The following is a 2,696-nucleotide window of genomic DNA, read 5'->3' on the forward strand; positions in this document are numbered from 1 at the left end:
GCAGGAGACCGCCACGCGCGAGCGCGCGTGCTCGGCGGCGTTGACCACGAGGTTCGCGGCGGCTCGCGCCAGGGCGGTTCGGTCGAGCGGGGCCTCGGGCGCGCCCGCGACAGCGGGGCCCGTGGCCGCGTCGAGCGTCACGCCTCGCGCCCGGGCGATCTGGGCGGCCTCGGCGAGGACCTGTTCGCAGAGCTCGGCCGGCCGCATGGGGGCCCTCTCCGCCCCGCCGGACCCGCGCGAGGCCTCGATGAGCAGGCGCACGTAGCCGTCGAGCCTTTCGACACCGCCGGCTATGTCGCGCGCGGCGGCCGAGAGGTCGCTGTCATTCTCGTCTTCCAGCTCCTCCGCCACGAAGTCGGCGTTGGCGCGCAGCACGGTGAGCGGCGTCTTGAGGTCGTGGGCGAGCGACGCCATCTGCTCGCGCTGCCCCCGCTCCGCGGCCCAGCGGGCCTCGAGCGACTCGGAGAGGGAGGCCCGCATGGCGTCCATCGCGGCGAGGACGTCGTTCACCTCACGCACGTTGGTGCTGCCGACCGCGAAGTCGAGCTCCCCCGCGCCGACGCGCCCCGCCGCCTCCGCGAGCGGCGCCATCTTGCGCGAGATCACGCGGCTCGCACGGCGCGCCACGAGCGCGAGCGCGAGCGCGCTTCCCACAGCGGCGCCGACGAGCATGAGGTTCTGCGGGTTGGGAAGCAGGCTGGCGAGATCGCGCGAGACCCACTGCGGCAGGTACTCGCTGACGAGTGCGCAGGCCCCGCCGCCCTTGAGCGGGAACGCAGCGTAGGTGAGGCCCGAACCCCCGCCCTCGATCTCCACTGTGCCCGGATCCGCGGCGAGTGCCGTACGAGCCATTTCCTTCGCGTCCTCGAGCCGCGTGCTCTCGAGGTCTGTCATCAGCACGTTTCCGTCCTTGTTCAGGATGAGGTAGCGGTAGGCCGTCGGCACGTCCTGCTGCCCGCAGACGCCGTCGCGTGCCAGGCCCTCCGCGACCTCGCGCACATTGGCCGGCCCCCAGCTTGCCTCGTAGACGAAGCCCGCGTTGATCGCTGCGGAGAGCGCCATGAACGACGCGAGCCACGCCGTGGCGACCGCCGCGAACGCGTAGGCGAAGTAGCGCGCGATGACGAAGGAGAGCGGCATGCCCCCGCGACCTCGCGCCCCGATCTTCAGAGCTGCCACTTGTACCCCATCCCCCAGACGATCGCGATCGGATCGGCGCCGGCCTCGGAGAGTTTCCTCCGGGCGCGACTGACCTGCATGGATATGGCCGCGTCGTCGGCGTCGCTCTCCCAGCCGAGCACCGCCTCGCGTATCTGCGCGCGGCTCATGACCTGCCCGGGGTGGCGCGCGAGGTACTCGCAGATGGCGTACTCGGTGGGCGTGAGCGGCACGGTCTCGCCGCCCACGGCGAGGTCGCGCGCCCCGAGGTCGATCCGCACCTCCCCGAAGGAGAGGGCGTGCGAGCGCGGCCGGCGCTCACGGCGTAGATGGGCCGCGACCTTGGCGCGCAGTTCCGCGGCCCCGAAGGGCTTGCGGACGTAGTCGTCGGCGCCCAGGCCGTAGGCGGCCACGGCGTCCTCCTCGGCCACGCGCGCGGTCAGGAAGACGATGGGGCCGTCGAAGTCCGGGCGGATCTGCCGCACGAGCTCGAAGCCGTCAAGCCCCGGCATCATGACGTCGCAGAGCACGAGGTCGAAGCGCGAGAGGTCCATCCCCGGGACCGTCGTCGGGTCCGCCGCCCTGACGACCTCATGGCCATCGCGGCCGAGGACGCGCGCGAGCGCGTCGAGGATCGCCCGTTCATCATCCACTGCCAGTATCCTCGCCATGTTGACCTCCTGAAACTCTCGTCGGAATTGTACTAGCGCCGCGCTCAGCGGTCCAGAGCCCTGCGCGCAGCCGTGGGTGCCTCGGCCGCGTCGCACACGCGGTAGCGCACGCCCGAGCCGCCGTGCGCCTCGATCTCGAGCCAGCCCTCGCCGTCCGACTCCCGCCCGAAGATGATGAGCTGGAGCTCTCGGACATTGCCTTTGTCGTCCGCCGCGTCCACCAGGTAGACGTAGTTTGCCCCCGCCCCGGTGGCGTCGGCGTAGGAGCTCGCGTGGCTGCCGGGCCCGAGCGCGGGCGCCCACATGGCGATCTCAAGGTTGGGCAGCACGCGGTCGGCGATCGAGCGCAGCGCCGACCCCCCCAGCCGGCGTCGAGCAGGGCATTCCTGCCCAGGACGAGCGCTGCGGAGAGGAGGGCGAGCACGGCGGCGAGCGGCCTCCTACGCATCTGCCCTCCCGTCCTCGAAGCGGCAGAACCAGGCGAGAAGGACGGCGGCGGCTGCTAGGGTGAGGGCGAGGCCAGCGAGCGCAGTCGTAAGGAGAGGGCCCGCCGCGCGTGCGGCGTCGATGAAGGCCTCCACCCCGAGCGACCCCAGGCGCGCGGGCCAGGCGAGCGGCACCCAGCCCAGGGGCGTCGCCAGGGCACCGGTGAGCTCGCCGGTCATGAGGCCGTGCGCAAGCCCGCCCACTGAGAAGAACGCGAGGAGCATACCCGCAGCGCCGCCGCCGATGGCGGCGTTGCGGCCGAGGCGCAGGGCCACGCCGAGCCCCAGCGCGTAGAGGGGCAGGCTGCCCAGCACGATGCCCGCCCAGGCGGCCGCAAGCGGAGCGGGCCCGAGCGGCAGGCGCCCGGCGACGGCGAGCACG

The 2,696-nt window shown here is 73.0% G+C and carries 3 protein-coding genes and 1 pseudogene; all 4 read right to left on the reverse strand.

The window, feature by feature from the left end; genetic code table 11:
* A partial coding sequence (locus CHY22_RS01630) for a HAMP domain-containing sensor histidine kinase (RefSeq protein WP_210401395.1) occupies nt 1-1,179 on the reverse strand: 1,179 nt, incomplete at its 3' end.
* Complete coding sequence (locus CHY22_RS01635) at nt 1,167-1,829, reverse strand: response regulator transcription factor (protein ID WP_089571936.1); 663 nt, start codon at nt 1,827-1,829, stop codon at nt 1,167-1,169. The genes CHY22_RS01635 and CHY22_RS01630, both read right to left, overlap by 13 nt.
* A 44-nt stretch (nt 1,830-1,873) precedes the next feature.
* Nucleotides 1,874-2,158 (reverse strand): hypothetical protein, encoded by a 285-nt coding sequence (locus tag CHY22_RS01640; protein WP_089571938.1) that lies wholly within the window; start codon nt 2,156-2,158, stop codon nt 1,874-1,876.
* A gap of 111 nt (nt 2,159-2,269) precedes the next feature.
* Nucleotides 2,270-2,696 (reverse strand): annotated as a pseudogene (locus CHY22_RS10040) (lantibiotic ABC transporter permease); the annotation flags it as partial.

The organism is Collinsella sp. TF06-26 (genome assembly GCF_002232035.1).
Taxonomy (GTDB): domain Bacteria; phylum Actinomycetota; class Coriobacteriia; order Coriobacteriales; family Coriobacteriaceae; genus Collinsella.

What these genes read in the sequence shown, in the direction of transcription:
- CHY22_RS01635 (WP_089571936.1), bottom strand. Translation starts at nt 1,829, where the DNA reads ATGGCGAGGATACTGGCAGTGGATGATGAACGGGCGATCCTCGACGCG.